This window comes from Marinobacter sp. 1-3A, assembly GCF_016597775.1.
Classification (GTDB): domain Bacteria; phylum Pseudomonadota; class Gammaproteobacteria; order Pseudomonadales; family Oleiphilaceae; genus Marinobacter; species Marinobacter xiaoshiensis.
The window spans coordinates 477,247-498,349 of sequence record NZ_VCGZ01000001.1 but is presented as its reverse complement, the minus strand read 5'-3'; the positions used below and the strand labels follow the sequence as shown (position 1 = coordinate 498,349).

The window sequence follows — 21,103 nt, the reverse complement described above, 5'->3', positions numbered from 1 at the left end:
TAAAGGGCCATTATGGATCAGACAAATGACCCCTTAAGCGCCTGCCTGCTCTGGCTTGCCGCAGAAAATGGCACCAGGATCAGCCACGATGCGCTGATCGCGGGCTTGCCATTGGTAGACGGCCGTTTGTCGCCTTCAGTATTTGCCCGCGCTGCTGAGCGGGTTGATATGAAGGTAAAGCTGGTGCGGCAGCCGTTGGAGCGCCTGAACAGCTTGCTGCTTCCCTGTGTTATTTTGCTTGAAGGCAATCGCGCTTGCGTGCTGGAGAGCCTTGACTTTAAAGGTCAGACAGCACAGGTGCGGCTGCCCGATGTGGATATGGATATCGAGCAACTGGAGCTGGCCAGTCTCAAGGAAAATTACTCCGGCATCGCGCTCTACTGCCGGCCGGATTTTCGTCTGGATCAGCGCAAAACCGGGGCCAGCTCCACGGTTGATAATGGCCACTGGTTCTGGAGTGTGATCAAGGCAAACCGGCCGGTGTACCGGGACATCCTGATCGCCGCCTTCTTTATTAACCTGTTTGCTTTGACCATGCCCCTGTTCGTAATGAACGTGTACGACCGGGTGGTGCCTAACCATGCCACGGACACCCTGTGGGTGCTTGCCCTCGGCGCATTGATCATCATCTGTGCCGATCTGGCGTTGCGCTTGCTTCGCAGTTGGTTTGTTGAGCTGGCGGCAAGCCGTGCAGATATCACCTTATCTGCCCGTATTATGGAGCGCATTCTCGGCACCCGCCTTGAGCATGCGCCCCTCTCTGTGGGTTCGTTTGCGGCCAACATTCAATCGTTTGAGTCTGTGCGCTCGTTCATCGGCTCCATGACGGTGACGGCACTCATCGACCTGCCGTTTTTTCTGGTGTTTGTTGTCATTATTGCCCTGATATCTCCGGTGATGGTGATCCCCGTATTGATCGGCGCCACGATTATTATTCTTTATGCGCTCTCGGTGCAGGCAACAATGCACCAACTTTCGGAAACCATGAGCCAAGCCAGTGCCCAGCGTAACTCCGGCTTGGTGGAAAGCCTGGTAGCCGCGCCCACGCTTAAAAGCTTCAACGCCAGCAGCCGTATGCAAAGTGCATGGGAGCAATCCACCCGGTTTTTGTCTGGCTGTTCAGGCAAGCAGCGCATGCTTGGTATGTCGGTAGGGGCAGGGGCTTCCTGGATACAACAGGTTGTGTCGGTGGTGATGATTATCACCGGCGTGTATCTGGTTATTAACGGAGACATGAGCCAGGGTGGGCTAATTGCGGCCTATATGTTGTCATCCCGTGCCATGGCACCCGTGTCGCAAACCGCTTCGTTGCTTACCCAATATCACCAGGCAGCTACGGCCATGACAGCCGTTGAGCAGATCATGGATGCCGAGCAGGATCGCGAGCCCGGCAAGCAGTTGATCAGCCGAGGCAAGTTGCGGGGCGAAATTGAACTGCGTGACGTGTCCTTCCAGTACCCGGGTGAAGAGCGGGATGCCTTGAAAGGGGTTTCTCTGCACATTCGGGCTGGCGAGCGGGTAGGCATTCTCGGCCGTGTGGGTTCGGGTAAGAGCACTCTGGAAAAGCTAATACTCGGTTTGTACCGGCCAACCTCCGGCAGTTTGCTGGTGGACGGCGTGAATATAAGCCAGATCGACCCCGCCGAACTGCGCCGCAACATTGGCTATATTCCGCAAGATGTGCAGTTACTCAGCGGCACTGTGTACGACAACGTCACCCTGGGCATAGAACACCCCAATAACGAGCGCCTTTTGCAGGCCATCAACCTATCCGGCCTGAAAGGCCTGGTGGGTGACCATGCAGATGGTTTATCCATGCAGGTCGGGGAGGCCGGCAATCGCCTGTCTGGCGGACAACGGCAAACAATCGCGGTCGCTCGTGCGGTGATGGCAGACAGCAGTATTTTGTTGCTGGATGAACCCACCAGTGCCATGGATAGCACTCTGGAGAATCACGTCAGCAAAGGCCTGAACCAATTCGGCCAGGGTAAAACTGTGCTGCTGATAACCCATCGCACAAGCTTGCTGGATCTGGTCGACCGCCTGATTGTTATGGATGCGGGGAAAATCGTTGCGGATGGTCCGAAGCAAAGTGTGCTTCAGGCGCTACAGCAAGGAAGCATTCAGCGGGGGGCGCAATGAGTATCGACCCGATGATCGCTGAAAAAACTGCCCAGAAGCAGATTGAACAACAAGCTTTTGAGCGCTTGAGCAAGGCAGACGCGGTTGGAGCGCGGGGCAAAGGCTTTATTAATCGCCTGTTCCGACCCTTTTTCTCAGCGTTTCGCAACAATTCGCGGTATTGGCCTGCGGATGCAGATCAGGCCATGGAGCAGCAAAGCACCCTTCGTGCCCGCAGCCTGCTGTACGGCATTGCGTTTACGTTTATTGTTTTGATTGCCTGGGCAGCGTTTGCACCTGTGGATGAAGTGACCCGTGGTGAGGGCAAGGTGATTCCATCTCGCCAACTTCAGATTATTCAATCCGCCGATGGCGGTGTGATTGAGGAAGTGTTTGTAGACGAGGGCGCCAGAGTGAGCAAAGGCGACCTGCTGGTGCGCATAGACCCAACGCGCTTTGTGGCCAGCTATCAGGAAGGCAGCGTGCGGGCATTTGCGCTGGCCGCCAAAGTTAAACGACTGCGGGCTCTGATCCATAACGAACCTCTACAACTCAATTACAGCGAGGCGGTAACGCCTGTGCAGGAACAGGTGCTGCGCCAGGAAGAGGGCTATTACAAGGCTAGCCTGAAGGAACTGGCTGAGCGCTTGGCGGTTGCACGGGAACAAATTGCTCAACGGCAACAGGAACTGAGCGAGGCACAGGCTCGGGTGTCTGCGGCGGAGCAGTCTTACGGCATGTCGACACGAGAGCTACAGGCAACGCAGCCACTGCTGGCTTCGGGTGCGGTATCAGAGATAGAGATTTTGCGTTTGCAGCGGGATCAGGCCGCCGCAAATGGTGAGCGCCTGCAGGCAGCGGCCCGTGTTCGCCAGGTAAAAGCCAGTATTCAAGAGGCTGAATCCAGGTTGCTGGAGGTTGAATCTTCCACTCGCAACCAGTGGCGCGCAGAACTCAGTGACGCAAGCTCGCAGCTAAACAGCCTGAACAAGAGCGTTGCCGGGTTGGCAGATAAGGTGAAGTTCTCGGAAGTTCGCTCGCCCGTGAACGGTACGGTGCAGCGTGTGCTGTTGAATACCATCGGCGGGGTTGTTCAGCCTGGGAATGCCCTTGTTGAAATTGTTCCCTCCGATGACCGCTTACTGGTGGAAGCTAAAATAGCACCCAAAGATATAGCCTTTCTGCGCCCCGGGTTGCCGGCAACCATCAAGCTGCACGCCTACGACTTTTCAATATATGGCGGAATTTCCGCGACCATCGAACACATTAGCGCCGACACCATAACGGACGAACGCGACAACACTTTTTATCTTGTGCGCGCAGTAACCACCGAAAAAGACTCGGCGCAGCATTTATCTGTTATTCCGGGCATGACCGCACAGCTGGACATCATGACCGGTAAAAAAAGCATTTTATCTTACTTGCTAAAACCATTATTGCGCGCCAAAGCCAACGCTTTGAGCGAACGCTGAAGTAACACTATTTTGAGGTCCTTATGACTACTCTGGCAATTGTTGTATCCCTGGTCGGACAAGCTTGGGCTGTAAACGCCAACGGCGAGCGCCGCGTACTGGAAGTGGGTGATGAGCTGGCTATTGATGAAACCCTGACCATGGCCGAGGGTGCCCGCATCGACCTGGACTTTGGCGACAACCAGCAGTTGACCTTCCTGGGTGAGCAGCAAGTTACCGCAGAAGAAAGAGGGGCGCTTATTGGTCAAGCTGAAGGCCTTGCTCCTTTTGAGAGCAGTGAGCAGCCGGCATCACCTTCCCCTGCAGTTTCTGACCAGGGTGCTTCAACTGAAGGTCATGGTTTTGTTCAACTGGTACGTATTGGCGAAATAATTGAAGCCGATGGCTACACGCCGGTTACTGTTGCGCGAATTCAGGAAGTATTGCGTCCGTTTGGTTTGAGCTTGCCGCAGCGTGATTTTGTGCGGGGCAGTGAGCGCGACGGCACTCGCTACGATGAGAGAAGCTATCCCGAAAGTGGCTCCAAGCTCGCAAAGCTGAGCATCTCCATTGATGCGATTACCGGCGACGACATAGTAGATGCCACGGAAGCGGGGCAGCCCGTTACCCTGACAGGCAAGGTGGGCGGCGGCGTATCGCCTGGAGATACGGTCACCGTAACCGTGAATGGACAGCTCTATAACACCACTGTGAATGCAGATGGTAGAACCTGGCAAGTGGATGTACCCGGCAGTGAGCTGGCAAAAGACAGCAAGGTTCAGGCAAGCGTTAACAGTGTTGAGCCAAACGGCACGCCTGTTTCTGCAAATACAGAGCGGCCCTACGTTGCTGACGACAAAACCCCACGCGCAACCGTTGAACTGGAGCCAGGCTCCGGGCCAAACGGTGAATACAACGAGGGTGATACCAACGACGGCAAGGTGACCGGTACGGTGACTTTTGACCCCAATACCACCGAGCCCGGTGACACGGTCAAGATCACCGATAAAGACGGCAATGTCATTATCGAACGCCCGATTACCCAGGGTGACATCGATAACGGCATTCAGGTGGATGTGCCTGTTACCGACGGCCAAACCAATGTTGAGCTGAACGTTGAAGTGACCGACCCCGTGGGTAACACCAGCACAGGGTTGGATGATAAGCCGGTGGACAATCTTACCCCCGGAGTGGTGGTGAAGCTTGAGCCCGGATCCGGCCCCAACGGTGATTACAACAGTGGCGACCTGAGCGACGGCAAAGTCAGCGGTACCATTACCTTCGACCCGAACACCACAGTTCCCGGTGACAGGATTACCGCAACGGATAAAGACGGTAACCCGGTTTTCGACGCCAATGGCGATCCGGTCACGGATTATGAGCTAACCCAAAACGATATTGATAACGGCATTGTTGTAGATGTACCTGTAGCACCTGGCCAGACATACGTTGAGCTGAATGTTGACGTAACTGATCCTGCAGGCAACACCAGCACAGGGTTCGACAACAACCCGAAGGACGATATCACCCCAAGGGCAGACGTGGTGCTTGAACCAGGCTCCGGCCCCAATGGCGAGTACAACGACGACGATACCAAAGATGGCAAGGTTACCGGCACGGTAACCTTTGATCCCGCCACGACAGTGCCTGGCGATACGGTAAAAATTACCGACAAAGACGGTAACGTCATTATCGAACGCCCGGTAACGCAAGACGACATCGACAACGGAATTACTGTAAATATCCCTGTAGTTGATGGTCAAACCAACGTTGAGCTAAATGTAAAGGTGACAGACCCTGCGGGTAATACCAGCAGCTCAACAGACAGCAATACCATTGATAGCGTGATTCCCACGGTTGGTGTCACACTGGATGGCGCCGGTCCGGATGGAGTTTACAACGAGTCCGAGATCACTAACGGAGAAGTCCCGGCGACCATAACCCTCGACTCCACCGTTGAGGAAGGCGATGTTATTGAATACACCGATGGCAATGGCGCTCCGATTGCCGGCTTGCCGCCCCATACGGTATCCGCAACTGACATCACCAATGGCAGCATCAGTGTTCAGGTGCCGGTGGTGCCTGGCCAGACGAATGTTGAACTGAACGCAACGGTAACTGACCCGGCGGGTAATACCAGTTCGGCTTCAGACAACAAGCCCGTCGATAACCTGCCACCGGAAACCGTCACACCGATTATCGACCAGACCAGTGACGACGCAGACGTTGTCAGCCTGGACATAAGCGGTAACTTTAATGACCTGGTCTCTGGGAGCGATATTACCTACAGCGCCAGTGGGCTGCCGGATGGGCTGAGCATAGACCCCGATACCGGCATTATCAGCGGAACAATCGACAAATCTGCCAGCCAGTTTGGTGGTAATGGCGAGCATACCGTTACGGTTACTGTCACCGATGAAGCCGGTAACAGCGATGATGTTAACTTTAATTGGGGTGTAAACAACCCGGCACCTGTGGCCGTTGACGACACGGCTATAGCGACCGAAGACCAGACATTAACCGTTAGCGCTGCTGACGGTGTTCTGGCAAATGACTACGATCCCGATGGGGATACCCCGCTCGTGGTCACCGACTACACGATTAACGGCCAATCCTATAATGCAGGTGATACCGCAACCGTAACCGGTGTAGGTCAGATCACCCTGAATGCAGATGGCAGTTATGAGTTTGTGCCTGAAGCGGATTACAACGGCGCAGTGCCCCCGATCAGCTACACCGTGGAAGACGCCGATGGTGGAACCGGTACCGGCGAGCTGGTTATTTCCATGGATCCGGTGCTCGACATTACCTTGAGCGCACCTGCGCAGGTTGATGAAGGCGACAAGATAACCCTTACCGCGTCTGTTGAATCACCGGTGCAGGGAAGCCCGTTGTATGTGGTTCTCGATAATGGCCAGACCATTACCATCCCTGTTGGTGCAACCAGCGGCACCCTGGACGTGGACAGCCGCCCTGATGACGAGTATGTGCAGGGTCAAACCAACCAGACGTTTGAAGTGGTCAGTGCCTCTGGTGGCACTGAAACCATTAACAGCAGCAGCTTTGGCGCTACCACCACGGTGGGTATTGTGGATGTAGGTTCCACAGTAACCGCAAGGTTGTCTGTTGATAAAACCAGCACAGAGGAAGGTGCTGCTGATCTGGTGTATACCGTTACGCTGGAAGACGCGAACGGCAATGCGATTGCGGCGAATAACGACGTCACCGTTGTAACCACCCAGGGCAGTATCACGATTACGGCCGGCAATAGCACAGGCACGCTGGGTGTCGCCGTGCAGGGGGATGATGTTTACATCGACGGCGAGACAGTCAGCAACGAAATTACCAGCGTTTCCGAGGCGAATGCCGGTAGCGCTGGTTCGTTCGAAAATCTGGATTTTGATGGTGCGCCTGTACAGACAGTGGTCAAGGACACTATCGACCCGGTTTACGCCATCATTGAAGTGGATAATGGTGCGGTGCTGGAGGGTGGAGCACTCACTTACACCGTGAAGCTGGTGGATGCCAACGGCGACCCCGCACCTGCTGTGGCGGGTAAAGACGTTACTGTTAATCTGGGCTGGAGCGGCGCAGCCGCCAATACCGCCGATGTGGATGCGTTGCCTGCAAGCGTTACTATCAGCGGCGGCAGTGCCACGACCAGCTTTGTTGTGAATACCAACTCAGACGCAGTCGCCGAGCTGAGTGAGTCGATTACTGTCACCATTGACAGCGTTGTCGATAACGCCGGTACAGATCCTGGCTTTGAAAACCTGCAAGTGGGCTCCAGCGGCAACAGTGCCACGGCCCAGGTCATAGACGCACCCAGCATAAAAGTGCTGGACGACAATGGCGCGGCAGCTGGCCAGCTTACGGTGAACGAACAGGGGCTGGATACCAACGACGGCTCCAACACCGTCAGTGGGGTACTCCGAATTACGGCTCCTTCTGGCTTGCAATCCATCGAGATTGGCGGGCAAACCTTCAGCCTGGCCCAGATTGAAAATCTGGCGAGCAGCAACCAAACCATCACGGTTGCCGGCCATGGCGAAATCACCCTGAAGGCCTCGTCGGTGGTGGAAACTGCCAACGGCCAGAACGCCGTTTGGGAAGTTGATTTCGACTACGAACTGACCGATGCACAAACCCACACGGCCCAGGGTGCGGACAACGCACTCAAAGACATTCCCCTGGGCGTTAGTGCGGCCGACCCGCAGGATGCAAACAACAGCGTAACTGGCTCTGGCAATCTTGGTGTTCTGGTCACAGACGATACACCGGATGTGGATCTTACCGGCGCCAAGCTGGATGAAGCCCAGGTGGAAGAAGGGCAGATTGGCACGCCAGGCGGTGCCGAGGCTACGGTTGATTTTTCTGGCGCTTTTGATGTCAACCACGGCGCCGACGGCGACAACGGTATTGTTTATGAGCTGGTGATCGACAGCACTGCCTCTGGCCTTGTGGATACAGCCAGCGGCGATGCCGTAGAGCTTTTTGATAATAACGGCATGGTTGAAGGTCGTAACAGCAATGGCGATGTGGTTTTCACCATCACAGTCGACGGAACAACCGGCGAAGTAACCCTGGTGCAAAACCGTGCGTTGGCGCATCAGGACCCGCTCACCCCGAACGACACGGTTAAAATCACCAACGGTGCCATCAGCCTGAAGGCCACCGCAACAGACGGTGACAATGATACCGACACCGCGAAAGTGAACATTGGCGACCGTTTTGTTTTCCGGGATGACGGCCCAACCGCTGTTGCAGACAGCGCCAACGCCACCGAAGGTGGCAGCACCAATGGCAACGTACTGGGTAATGACGAGCCAGGTTCAGATGGCTGGGCGAATAATGGCAATGCCGTAGTGGGCGTTATTTCTGGCGGCGGCAGTGCTGTTGAGAACGCAAACGTAGGTCAGCCGGTTTCCGGTTTATACGGCACACTCACGTTAAATGCCGATGGCAGTTACGACTACCAGGCCAACCCGGACGCAGTGACAGCCGATGCCCAGGATGTCTTCACTTACACTGTCAAAGACGGTGATGGCGATCTGGCTGAAATCACGCTAACCATCAACGTGGCAGACGTGAGCCTGCCCCCGGTAAATACGACTGATTCGGTGGATGAAAGCGGTCTGGCAGGTGGCTCCACAGCGGGTGACGGCAGTCAGATCGCAACTGGCCAGGTTGCTCTGCCAGCCGGTGTGGAAGCCATTCCACAAGCCAATATCCCCACAGAGCATGGAGAGTTCAGCATTGATAAAGATGGCAACTACACCTACACCCTGACCGGCAGCACCGATGGTGACGCGGTTACCGACAGCTTTGAATACACCACGCAAGATGCCGATGGCAATACGGTGACCAATACAGTCACCATCAATATTGCCGATGACCAGCCCATTGCAGCTGCGGATACCGGCACTGTGAATGAAGGTGCAACCTTAACCGTGGGTGCGGGCAGTGGCGTACTCGCTAACGACCAGTCCGGCGCCGATGGCTGGGATACCAATGGTGCCGTGGTTGGTGTAACAGCGGGCAATACTGCAACCAACAGCACTGGCGGTGTAGGTGGTCGTATTGATGGTGACTACGGCCACTTAACCCTCAATGCCGATGGCAGCTATACCTATGTATCCACGGCAGATGCCATTACTGCCGATGCACAGGATGTATTCACTTACACCGTGCGCGATGCCGATGGCGACCTTGCTCACACCACCTTGACGATTGATGTTGCTAACGAATCGGTTCCGGTTACATCAATTAGTGAAACCGTCAATGAGAGTGGTTTAGCTGGCGGTTCTACCGAAGGCGACAGCAGCCATATAAGCAGCGGCTCAGTAACTTTGCCGGCTGGTGTGGAAGTGATTCCGCAAAACAATATCAATACAGCGCATGGTGTATTCAGCATTGATGCGAATGGTAACTACAGCTACACATTAACCGGTAACACTAACGGTGATAACGTCACCGATAGCTTCACCTACACCACCAAAGACGCGCTGGGCAACACAGTCATCAATAACGCCACCATGACGATTGTCGATGATGAGCCCACAGCATTGAATGACACCAACAGCATTACTGAAGACGATGCCTTCATCGTGGGTAATGTGATCGCTGGCGATACCGACGGCGGCGTAGCGGATACCCTGGGTGCCGATGGCGCCACAGTAACAGCTATTACAAATAACAGCAGTACGTCTACCACCGATGCAAACGGCAACCTCGTTATTCAGGGCGAGTATGGCAAGCTGACCATCAGCGCCGATGGTTCTTACCAATATGAGTTGGATAACAGCAACCCGGCAGTGAACGCGCTGAAAGATGGCGTAGATCTGACTGAAAACTTCACCTATACCCTTACTGATGGCGATGGCGACGCCGATACAGCGCAATTGGATATCACCATCAACGGCCGTACCGATGGCGCGCCGAGCATCACCCCTGTTGATGACAACGGTAAAGATAATTCGAGCAATATCAATACTATCGGCCATGTTACCGTCAAGGAAAGCGGGTTGGCGGGTGGTAGCACAGCGGGTAGTGGGCATATCGAAACCGGTAGTGTCGACATTGCCGCAGGCGATGGACTGGCCGGTATCAATGTTGCGGGCACGGCTATTACTTTGGCTCAATTGCAGGCCATCGATAGTGGTGACAGCAGTACGCATATCACGATTACAGGCACTGTAGGCGAGTTAACCCTCACAGGCTTTGACAGCACTACAAATGTAGGCGGTGTACCTACGCTGGGTAAGCTGCATTTCAGTTACGAGTTAACCGCTGCACAAAACACCCCGGCGGATAGTAATGACCCCACCGCAGGCTTGAACAGCACAGATGATTTTGCGTTGACCGTAACGGATGCCGGTGGTGCTGATTCTTCAGGCACCCTTGTTGTGAACATTATTGATGATGTTCCCGTTGCTGCTGACGACGCCAATAGCATCGTTGAAGATGCGGCTGCACCAGTAACAGGGAACGTGATTGGTAACGATACCGTGGGTGCTGATGGTGCGGGCGTGACCGCGATCAGTAGCGTGAATGTGGCGGGTAATACGGCAACGAATACTGGTGGCGTATTAGAAATAGACGGTGCGTTCGGTACCCTGACCATCAACCCTGATGGTTCTTACAGCTACGCCCTGGATAACAGCAACCTTACAGTACAAGGTTTAACCGATACCGAAAGCCTGACAGAAACCTTCACCTACACTTTAACGGATGGCGACGGTGATACTGCCAGCGCCAATCTGGACCTCACCATTAACGGCACTGATGACGCTGTAACCGTTACTGTGCCTGTGGATGATGCGGCGACCACACCCGATGGTAATACGGCGGATCACGTTGTCTTTGAAAGTGCTTTAGCGACTGGATCGGCTCCAGGAGCCGCAGACACCCAGGTTGTATCCAGCTTCACCGTGGCGGCTTTGGATGGATTAGCGGCCGGTAATGGTGTGAGCCTGGCTTACACCAATGTGAACGGCCAAGCCAGAACCCTGGAGTTGAGCAAGGCGCAAGTTGAAGCCCTGGGAACACAAAGCCAGACAATAGATACCCAATACGGCGAGATAGTATTGAATGGCTACAGCCAGGCAGCGGATGGCACGATTACCATCAACTACAGCTACACCCTGGAACGCGCACCGCAAGTTACCGGTAACGATACCAACGACAATATTGTGATCACGGCAACGGATCGTGATGGCGATACGGATAGCCAAACCCTGGGCATCAAGGTTGTCGACGACGCGCCGACAGCGGTAGCGGACGTGAACGATATTACTGAAGACGCTATCTCTGTTACGGGCAATGTTGTGGCTAACGACACCCTGGGTGCCGATGGCGCCGACGTCAGTGCTATCAGCAGTGCCAATGTGCCTGGTAATACCGCAACCGACACCGCTGGTGTTCTGGAGATTGACGGTGCCTTCGGTACCTTGACCATCAATCCTGATGGTTCATACACCTATGCATTGGATAACACCAACCTGACCGTACAAGGACTGAGTAACGCAGAAACCTTAACCGAAACATTCAGCTATACGTTGACAGATGGTGACTCAGACTCCGATACCGCTGACCTGGTGATCACCATTAACGGCACTAACGACGGTGTTAGCCTTGATATACCGGTGGACAACTCGGCGATTACGCCTGATGGCAACACCAGTGATCAGGTGGTGTTTGAAAGCGGTTTGGCGAACGGCTCCAACCCGAATCCTGCAGACACCCGAGTTGTATCCAGCTTTACCGTGAAAGCCCTGGATGGTGTTGATGCAACCGAAGCGGTCACCATGAGCTATACCGACGCCAGCGGCAATCCGGCGAATCTCGTGCTAAGCCAAAGCGAGTTGGAGAACCTCGGCACCGCTAATCAAACCCTCACCACGGAATACGGTGAGCTTCTGCTGAATGGCTATACCCAGGCCGCAGACGGCACCATTGCAGTCAACTATGAGTACACGCTGAACAACGCACCGGATGTAGATGCTACGGATAACAACGATGCCTTTGGTATTGCGGTCAAAGACAAAGATGGTGATACCGATAGCCAGAACCTCACCATCAAAATCGTGGACGACGCACCGTCAATCGAGAACACCGGAGCCGTTCTGCCAGAAGTGCAGGTAAGCGAGTCCGCGTTGGGCACAGCAGTTTCCGGCGACTTCTCGGGTACTTTCAGTGAAACCTTTGGTGCGGATGGCGGCACGGTTGCCTACCAACTTGTTGTAGATAATGCTGCATCCGGGCTGATAGACACCGCCAGTGGTGAACCAATCAACCTGGTAAATAACAATGGCGTGATTGAGGGACGCACCGCAACCGGAAACGACCTTGCCTTTACCGTGGTAGTGGATGCCAACGGCAATGTGACCCTCGAACAGATTCGCGCCTTGCAACACAGTGATATCAACACACCATCGGATGTACTACGCATTGCTAACGGCTCCCTGAGTCTTCAGGCCACGGCTACCGATGGCGACGGGGATACAGACAGTGCCAGCGTTGCCATAGGCGACCGGCTTGCCTTCCAGGACGACGGCCCGGTGGCCAGCGATGATACTGCGACCATCGACGAAGATGGTACAACACCAGCAACAGGCAGTGTTGTTAGCAACGATACCCTCGGTGGCGATGGTGCCAGTGTTACGGGTGTTACCAGCACCAATGTTCCTGGTAATACCGCAACGGATAACAGCGGAGTGCTGACCCTTGAGGGTCAATACGGCACCCTGACCATCAACCCGGACGGTACCTACAGCTACGCGCTGGATAATGACAATGCAGCGGTAAACGCCCTCAAAGACGGGGAATCCTTACCTGAGAGCTTCAACTACACCCTGACCGACGGCGACGGAGATACATCCACCGCCAATCTGACCATTACCATCAATGGCAATACGGATGGCGCGCCAGCCATTACCGCTGAAGACAGCAATGGCCTTGATGATGCCAGCGACATTACTACCCTGGGTGATATCACCGTTCAGGAAAGTGGTTTAACCGACAGCAGCGGTACCCACACCGGCACCGGAACCATAAACATTTCCGCCGCCGACGGCCTGGCCAGCATAAGGGTAGGTGGCAAAACCATCGGCCTGAGCGATCTGCAAGGGCTGAATACCGGCACCCCGGGCAGCTATATCATCATCAATACCGATGAAGGCCAGATCACGCTGACAAATTTCAATGCCACGTCTGATGTGGGCGGCGTCCCGACAGCGGGTGAGCTGGAATACAGGTATGAGCTTACCGATGTTCAAAACACTCCTGCAGACCCGAACGATGCCGATGTGGGGCGCAACAGCAGTGACACGATTGCGCTTGAAGTAACTGGTGCTGGTGGTGATACCAGCCAAAGCGACTTAACCGTCAACATTATTGACGACACACCGCAGGCCAACGCCGATACCGGCACAGTTACAGAGGGTGCCACCTTAACGGTCAGTTCCAACGATGGAGTGTTGAACAATGATGCCCCAGGCGCAGACGGCTGGGATGCAACCGGTGGTGTGGTTGGTGTTGTGGCAGGCGGCGGTTCCGGCACAACAGATGATGCGGCAACCGTTGGCCAGGCTATCAATGGCACATACGGTGTTCTGACATTGAATGCCGACGGCAGCTACAGCTATGTTTCGACTGCCAATGCGGTGACTGCTGATGCTCAGGATGTGTTTACCTACACCGTAAAAGACGGCGATGGTGACTTGGTCGAAACCACCCTCACTATTAACGTGAACGATGTTACGGGCACGCCAAAAACCACCACGGCAACTGTGAACGAAGCAGGCCTTGCGGCGGGAACAGACGCAGGTAGCGATAGCCACAAGATTACCGGGGGGCAGCTTGCGCTGGACAGTGGCTGGAACGTCAACGGCGCACAAAGCGGCACTGCGGCCAATGGCATTTGGAGCATTGCAGCTGATGGCACGTTCAGCTACGAACTAACTGGTGCCACTGCAGAAGGTATGGATGATACCGACAGCTTCACTTATGAAGTAGTGGATCAGTACGGCAATACGGCAAGCAACACAGTCAATATCAGCATTGCCGACGATACCCCTGAAGTTGTTATTACCGGCACCGCCCCGGGTAGTCTGACCGTCGATGAAAGTGGTTTTTCAGGTGGCAGTGTCAGTGCAACGAATGCCACGTTTGTAAATGGCGTGTTCGATTTCAATCACGGTGCCGATGGTGCTGCGAACTCTGGTGCTGTGGTCTACAGCCTGGAAACTACACCCGGTAATCCTGCCAGCGGTGTAACGGATACGGCCACGGGCACAGCTATTTATTTGTTTAAAGACGGTGATGATGTTGTGGGTCGTGTTGGCAACACCGCCACCGGGGACATCGCATTTCGTATTGAGATTGACCCGGTTTCAGGCGCTGCAACGCTCACTCAATACAGCGCCCTGGACCATCCGGATAGCTCAAATCCCAACGATACACTCAGCCTGACCAACAGCTCTGTGAAATTGAACGCTACGGTTAAGGATGGCGATGGTGATACCGCCAGCGTAAGTGAGGATATCGGTGGGCAGTTCATCTTTAAAGATGATGGCCCATCCATAACAGCAAACCCCACGGCGGGGTCAGTGGATGAAGCCTATCTGCTGCGCGGAAGCGAGGGCGAAGACATTACCAGAACCCAGGTTTCCCACAGCCTGAATGTGGACTTTGGTACTGATGGCGCGGGTAAGGTGCAATTCACCGAAGGTGTGGTTGATACGACCACAGCCGGTTTGGTATCGATGGGGCTGGAATCTGGTGGTGAAGCGCTGGTGTATTCTGTCAGTGCCGATGGCTACACCCTTATAGCCTTCAAGCCGAGTGAGAGTGTTAGCGATCCGGTATTCACCGCTGAGATCACTGACCCAACCGGCACCCCTGGATATAAGTTCGTGCTGAACAAAGCCATTGACCACACCAATAAGTTTGGTGACTCCGTCAGCGGGCTGGATCTGAAGTTTGAGGGCCTTCAAGTTACCGATGGTGATGGCGATACGGTAAACGTCGACTTCACGGTTACGGTCATGGACGATGCGCCAGATCCGGCTCAGCCACAAACCGAGGTTGTGGACGAAGATAGCAGTGCTATCTTCCAAACCAACGCTGATGCCAATCAATCCAATACCAGCATAGGTGATGGGTCCGGTGACACAGTGGCCCCCAGCCATGGCACTGTTACGGTTAATTCGGATGGCACCATAACTTATGTTCCAGATGCCAATTACAGTGGTGATGATACGTTTACCTACACCACCAAAACGGACAACGAAGAAAAAACCTTTACGGTGGAAGTCACCGTAAACCCGGTTGCCGATGCCCCAAAAATGGACGGTGCGGGCGGAGCGTCCACCGGTGGTAATGTTACTTTGAGTGATCTCGCCACCGAGGAAGATGTTGCGGTGGCTTTGAGTTTGCAGGCGCCCATTATTACCGATGACGGCACGGGGGCAGGCAACAACGCAGAGGCCGAGCGCCTGGGTGAAATTACCCTGACCCTTAGCGGCGGTGACCATGTTGAAAACGTAAAGCTCACAGCCCCTATTGATGGCAGTTCAGCCGCTGTAGATGTGGATGTTCCAGCCAATGGCACCGTTGAAATCTGGTTAACGGATATCAACCACCCTGCAGATCTCGTCAAACCTGCAGGCGCCATAGAAATGACTACGGCCCAGTACGAAGGGCTGCAGCTATTGCCTGCGGCGCATCGCAGCGAAAATATCGACATCAGCATCAAGGCATCCAGCTATGAAGTCGATGGCGCAGGCAACATTGCTGTGGTCGGTGGCACCCGGGTGGCGGCCGCGGAGTCCGAGGCCAGCTTGAAAGTGTACGTTCAGGCCGTGACCGATGATGTTGAGCTGGTATTTGATACCAGCCAGACAAGTGGTATCAACAACGTGGTGAATGTTAGCTACGCCAGTAATACCAAGGCCAGTGTCACTATCAATGAAGATACGCCCTTTAAACTCAACGATATTCTCACAGCCAGCTTTGAGGATCTCGACGGGTCAGAGGTGCGTTCAATCACCATTGAGAACACCACAGGCCAAACCATTATGGTTGATGGCACAGCGCTTGCGGCTGGGGCAACACGCGACATTGCAGCCAAAGCGGGCAGCGCCGGGCAAACCGGCGGCGTTGACAGCTTCCCGGATATTACCCTTGGTGGTAACAGGGACTTCAGTGGTGACTTAACAGGCATAAAAGTCACCATCAACGCCCAGGATAGAGACGATGATGGATTTAACACCTCCAACGATGGCACGACTGTTGATGGCGCTGGGGAGGCCAACACGGCTAACAACAGCATTGAGCTTGATCTGTATGTAAATCCGGTGGCGGGTGACGTTTCCGCTGATGGCCCGGCGATCTCAACCGAAGAAGATACTGCTGTTGCCTTTATGAAAAACATCGCCGTAAGTGACAACGCGGTTGGCGGTAGCAACGAGGTAATCACCAAAGTGGCGTTCGAGTTGCCAGCAGGTTGGCAACTTACAGGCCAGCCCACAGCAGGCAGTGTGGGTGATGCCGCCTGGACAGTTAGCGGTGATGGTAGTAACGCCAACCCGTACACCATTGAGTTTAGTGCTGGTTCAGAGGCCAATCGCGAGTTGGCCCTGAAAGAATTTGAAGTAACGCCGGCGGCCCACAGCAGTAAAGACCAGGACATCAGCGTGACGGTAACTACCGTTGATACCAATACGGTGAATAGCAGCACGGTTGCCAGTGATCCTGTCGATACCGTCGTGAGTATCCCTGTGGGAGTGACGCCCGTGGCCGAAGTTGTGGGTAGCGATACCGATGGCAACCTGTCTGACGACATCACCATGACAGCAGGGTATAGCTACACCACCCCAGGCGAAGAAGATACCTGGTTCAAGCTGGGTGAGGAAGGCGGTTTCAATCTGGAGGACGGCTGGAATAATGAGGACAGCACCACCGAACTGACCTACGCTCGGTTAACGCCTGAACTGATCGCCGGTGATGGTAGCATTGCCGATGCTACAGGCTCTGCTTTCAAGTATTTTGATGGCAGCCAATGGGTGGAGGAAGTTTATGGTGGCGATGCCATCGATGTGCCTGTTGCGTATCTGAATACGCTGGAATTCAAAGCAGCCAATAACTTCTCAGGCGCTTTCGAGATTAAGGTGAGCGCATACACCCGCGATTATGATGAAGACGATATTATCGCGCTTGGCAAAACATCAATTGATCAGCTTAGCCAGTCTGAAATTGACGGTCTGAGTTATGTTGAAGCTGTCAGCGGCAGCGCTGTACTGGAAAATGTTCTTATAAAGCCCGTAGCAGACACCGCTACCACAACGGTAACGGCCAATGTCAAAGGCAACGAAGACGAGCAGATGCCCCTGTCGATCAGACCGAAAAGCTCTGATCCATCTGAAACCTTTAATGTCACCGTCAGCAGCATTCCTGAAGGTGCCACCATTACCTACGACGGTCAGGTGATCACTGAAAGCACGACCGGCCTGCCTGGTATTGAAGTCACACCGCCTGCTGCCCCTGGGGAAAAATGGTCAATCAAATTTACCGACTTTGACCCGGTAAAAGGCAACAGCATGAGCCTGACTGCACCTGTAGACAGTAACGTGCCATTTACACTTGATGTCTCTACCGTGTCGGTTGATAAGCTGGTGGTTCCGGGCGATCTCAATAGCCCTTATATCAGTGAATCGACCCCGCAAAACCTGCAGATCAGAGTGTCACCCAAAGGCGTGGCCGATGAAGCCGATATTGAGATTGTTGATGTTGCCAGCCAGAGCTTTACCGAAGAGTCAGTAGAGCTAAATGGAGGCATTAAACTGACCGATCTGATCAGCAAGGCTGAATTGAAAGATGACGACGGGTCAGAAACACTCACCTTTAAAATAGATGGCTTGCCTGATGGCTTTGGCCTGGATATCGGCACGGTAACGGTGGATGGTACCTGGTCGCTGACAAAGGCCCAGTTAAGCGCCGCCACTCTCATAACACCGAATAATTTCAGTGGTGAAATTGACTTTAATCTTACCTCTGTGACAACTGAAAACGATGGTGATTCGTTATCTGAAACGCAGAAGGTGAATATACAGGTTACTCCCACCCCTGAAGCCAGCATTAACCTTGCCGATACGGTTAAAGAAGATACCAGTGGTAACCTGAGCTTTGCCATTGCGCACCAAAATGGCGATACGGATGAACGCCTTGATGAGGTTTGGATTAAAGCCAGCGATGCCGACAGTTTGGCCAAGATGAGCCTGACCTTTGGGCAAGATGGTGTCAGCTTGGCCATTGCTGCGGCAGATGTGAACGAAAGCGATATTTCGTTGGATGATGGTTGGTACAAACTGAGCGGTACAGCGATTGAAAATATCTATGCCCAAGGCAACCTGAATCTGGCTGATAGCGAAAGTTTTGACGTGCACTATGTGATCACAGACCCCGCACAATACCCTTTGGGCGCACCGAATCCCGCCCTTGAAGTAAGCCAGGGGTTTGATGGCCGCTATACCGTTACCGTGACTCCGGAAACAGATACGCCCGAGCTCGCTATCACTTCAAACAGCACTATTACGCTGACAGATGCGGGTGTTGTTGATGTTGATTTGAGCATCAGCAATCAGGGTGGAGACTACGACGGCAGCGAAGCGCTAACCCGCATCTTTCTGGAAGGCGTGCCCGATGGTGTAACAGTTCAAAATGCCGAGTATCTGGGGGGTGGCGCCTGGATGCTCACCCCCGGCACAGCTTTCAATGGCGTGTTGTCACCAACAGTAACTCTGGACGTAGGCAACACAGCGTCGGGCCTTACGGGCATAGCGGGCAATGGCCTTATCAGCGTTACCGTGGTAACCGAAGACAGCGGCAATGGCGATAAGCTGGAATCCAGTAAAGATATCAGTCTGAGTACCACCTTCGGCTCCAACCCGGGTGATGAGCCGGCAGATATTCTGGCCTGGGCACAGGACACAATCTTTGAGCCAACAGAAGACACAGCTTTTGCCTTAAGCGATGCCATCAATGGTGAAATTGCAAACGGTGTGCTTGCTAACAACTTCACCGTAACCTTGAAAGGCTTGCCAGTTGGCGCGACAGTCACTGGCATGGTCGAAACTATTATCCATGGTGAAACCGTCTGGACCGCATCGGGCGCCGGCGGCAATGCCGAACTGCAAACGCTCCTTGACGGCATTACAGTGAAGCCGCCTGAAAACTGGAACAGTAACAAAGGTGACTTTACCTACGACGCCAATTTGACAACTTACGTACCTGGGGGGGTGCGATTAGAGCAGGTAGCCAATGTTAACCAGCAAGTAACGCCGGTAACCGACGCTGCTGTAATCAATGTAACGGCAAACGGTGATGAGGGCACTACGGTCGATATCAGCATTGATATCAGCAATGATGCCGATGACCCGAACTGGACGTTGGTAGATGGCAAACTGTACGTAAGCTTGAATGAACCCGGAGATATGGCAGGTGGTCAGTTGCAGGATGCATTTGGCGCACCCATAGGGAAAACGGCAGTGGCGGGAATTCCCGGGCTAACAGATGGTGAGTACTACGTGATTGAGGTGCCGAATAATATGAGCACGGTGAGCCTCAAGTATCAGCCGACAGACAATGTTATCAGTGGCAGCGTTGGTATAACTGCCTCGGTTGTGGGAGAAGAGGCCAATGCCGGCTCACGCATCACCAATACACAAAATGGCGTGATAACGGTGAAGCCGGTGAACAGTGGGTATGATTTCAGTGTGGCTGGTGCAAGCGGCAGTGAAAACCCGTTTGCTCAGGCCCAGCCTGACGGAGGTAACCTTGTTGAGGTGAGCATCACCGACAATGGTTTGGTCGATAACGACGGCTCTGAAGAAATCGGCAGTGTCCTGCTAAAAGATCTTCCCAATGGATTCCTGGTTTATACCGGAAGCGATGCGGCCAGTGCCACGCTTGCTGACAATATTGGCGGTGACGGTAGCAGTAACACCTGGCTCCTGGGTGACGGCGCAGTGCCCCAATATATAGGGATACTGCCGCCGGCAAACTGGAGTGGCACCGTTACCGATCTGGCCATTGTGGTCAACAGCAAAGAAACCGCGCTTGATAGCATGTTAGGGACTGAGCGTAACTTCAGCCTGTCAGTGGAAGCCGTGGCCAACGATGTAACCATCAACCCCACCGCAAGTTTTGGCAAAGAAGGCGAGATCATTACGCTGAATCTCAATGCCGAAATGGAGGACCTGCAAGAGGTTATTCTTAATGCTGCACCAGCTAACCCGGGCGTGGGCGACCCTGCAGATAGCTCTGTAGAAACGGTCACCTTGCAACTTAAAGGCCTGGGAGAGCATGCCAGCTTTTATATCGATAACGACTTGATCAGCGATGGCTCATTGCCCGGGCACAGTGTTAGTTACGATGGTGCCACGGGTGTTTACACCATTGGTGGGCTGAGCCAGGATGACTTGGGTAAATTGGGCTTTATACAAGCCGATAATGCGATTACCGATATAGAGGTGCGGGCGCAAACGGTGGAAAGTGCCAATGGTGATACTTCGGATTGGACCCATCCTGAAAATGCCCCATGGCAAAGTGTTGATGCCAATATCAGCAAACAATTTGCGACCAATGGTGCCGACTCTCTGCTTTGGACGGGCAACGCCATTAACGGCCGGGGTGGAGATGACACCATTCAGATTCGCTTTGGCGAAGACCTGGAAACCAGCGATCTGACTGCTAACCTCAAGAACATTGAAACCCTGGATCTCAGTATTGGCGGTAGCAATGCGATAGGTGATACCGGAGCCGGGCTGAGCATCCAGGATGTACTGGATATAACCGATAGCCGCAATGAGTTGAAAATCGACGGAGACAGCGATGACTCTGTGTTCCTGAAAAACAACGAATGGATAAACACGGGGAGCGACGGGAATGGTTATACGGTTTACACCGACACGACCAGCGGCGCCTCGTTGAGTATTTCAGAGCAGATTACGAGCATAACCATGGTCGACTAA

The 21,103-nt window shown here is 53.9% G+C and carries 3 protein-coding genes; all 3 read left to right on the top strand.

Annotated features, from left to right (window positions below; translation table 11 throughout):
* Positions 1 to 12: 12 nt before the first annotated feature.
* From FE848_RS02220 to FE848_RS02210, 3 genes are read left to right on the top strand one after another with little or no spacing between them, the layout of a single operon-like run.
* Positions 13 to 2,142, top strand: coding sequence for a type I secretion system permease/ATPase (locus FE848_RS02220; protein WP_200201088.1), 2,130 nt, complete (start codon positions 13 to 15; stop codon positions 2,140 to 2,142).
* Entirely contained in the window at positions 2,139 to 3,593 is a 1,455-nt protein-coding gene (locus FE848_RS02215) for an HlyD family type I secretion periplasmic adaptor subunit (protein ID WP_200201087.1), read from the top strand. The genes FE848_RS02220 and FE848_RS02215 overlap by 4 nt, the downstream gene beginning before the upstream one ends.
* Before the next feature lie 23 nt (positions 3,594 to 3,616).
* Entirely contained in the window at positions 3,617 to 21,103 is a 17,487-nt protein-coding gene (locus FE848_RS02210) for a DUF5801 repeats-in-toxin domain-containing protein (protein WP_200201086.1), read from the top strand.

What these genes read in the sequence shown, in the direction of transcription:
- FE848_RS02215 (WP_200201087.1), top strand. Translation starts at nt 2,139, where the DNA reads ATGAGTATCGACCCGATGATCGCTGAAAAAACTGCCCAGAAGCAGATT.
- FE848_RS02210 (WP_200201086.1), top strand. Translation starts at nt 3,617, where the DNA reads ATGACTACTCTGGCAATTGTTGTATCCCTGGTCGGACAAGCTTGGGCT.
- FE848_RS02220 (WP_200201088.1), top strand. Translation starts at nt 13, where the DNA reads ATGGATCAGACAAATGACCCCTTAAGCGCCTGCCTGCTCTGGCTTGCC.